2 protein-coding genes and 1 pseudogene are annotated in these 1,282 nt (G+C 62.9%); 1 reads left to right on the top strand and 2 read right to left on the bottom strand.

Annotation, left to right across the window (positions count from 1 at the left end; genetic code table 11):
• The coding region (locus EN893_RS34370) for a gamma carbonic anhydrase family protein (RefSeq protein WP_164901399.1) at positions 1 to 492 on the bottom strand (492 nt) is incomplete at its 3' end.
• 19 nt (positions 493 to 511) lie between these two features.
• The gene (locus EN893_RS34365) at positions 512 to 853 is read right to left on the bottom strand and encodes a hypothetical protein (RefSeq protein WP_127271612.1); all 342 of its coding nucleotides are present in this window, start codon (positions 851 to 853) and stop codon (positions 512 to 514) included.
• 125 nt (positions 854 to 978) lie between these two features.
• Between EN893_RS34365 and EN893_RS34360 the strand changes: the two are divergent.
• A pseudogene (locus tag EN893_RS34360) lies at positions 979 to 1,282 on the top strand (hypothetical protein); the annotation flags it as partial.

Below are 1,282 nucleotides of genomic sequence, written 5' to 3'. Positions count from 1 at the left end.
ATTGGCGACATAGTGCGCCGCCGAGCCGCGCAACCTGGCCACGGCCGCGTCGTCCAGCACCCTGATCGCCTTGGCCGGCGAACCGACGATCAGCGAATTGTCCGGGAATTCCTTGCCTTCGGTGACCAGCGCACCGGCGCCGACCAGGCAATTCCTGCCGATTTTCGCGCCGTTCAGCACGATGGCGCCCATGCCGATCAGGCTGTTGTCGCCGATCGTGCAGCCATGCAGCAAGGCGCGGTGGCCGATCGTGCAGCCTTCCCCGATCGTCAGCGGGAAACCGGGATCGGTGTGCATGACCGTATGTTCCTGCACATTGGTGTCGGCACCGATGACGATGGGCTCATTGTCGCCGCGGATGACGGCGCCGAACCAGAAGCCGGCATTGCGTCCGACCCTGACGTCGCCGATCAGCGTCGCATCGGGTGCGATCCAGTTCGAACCCGCATCGGCGAAGCTGGGCTCTGTTCCATCGATCGCATAAAGCGGCATTTCTGGTCTCCGAATCGTCTCAAGCTGGCAGCTCGGACCCTAGGAGACGGACCGTCCATGAGGCAATGGCAAGCACGACGACGCCCAGCGCCAAGGTCCACGCAATTGCCGTGCAGCCGCAGGACATCAGCGCCAACGTTGAAATGCGGCGCTGACGCCGGGCATCGATGGCATCATTGACCAGCATGAAGGGTCCGGCACAGGCAGTGGCGAGCAGCGAGCGCAAGACATGTGACGGCGACACATAGGGTTCGGTGAAGGCGACCTTGCGGCCCGACACCAGTTCCATAGCCGATCCGGCCAGCCCGCAGGCCGTCAACCCGACGGCAAAAGCAAAGAGTGTGAGTTCCAGCGGTCCCATCTTAACTTTCCATTTACCATGAAATTGCACAGTCGTTCCACGCAGGCTGCAAGAGCCGTGCCGTACGATGTGTGCCGCCCAGGGACACTGGAGGCGGACGGACGGCCCGAGATCCGAGGACTGAGATGAAGCAGGCAGCGCTCGCCAACGAACTCACTGTGGTCGATTCCAGGCTGATGAAGCGGGTGCTCTACGGATTCGCGGCGCTGGCCCTGCTTTCAGCAGCGATCAGCCTTGCAGGCAAATGGTTTGGCCATTCGATCGCCATGGCCGGATACACCGACGACGCAACGATGCACCAAGTGGTGATCGGCAACAATGTCATCACGGTCCCGGCCAACGCCATCCGTTTCGCCCAGGCCCGGCGCGACGGCATCGCCTCGCGGCTCGACCTCTATCTGCGCTATCCCCAGATGGACGGCTACAGCG

This window comes from Mesorhizobium sp. M7A.F.Ca.CA.004.04.2.1, assembly GCF_004022825.1.
GTDB lineage: Bacteria > Pseudomonadota > Alphaproteobacteria > Rhizobiales > Rhizobiaceae > Mesorhizobium.
The sequence above is the reverse complement of the archived record's forward strand: the minus strand, read 5'-3'. Positions and strand labels throughout refer to the sequence as shown.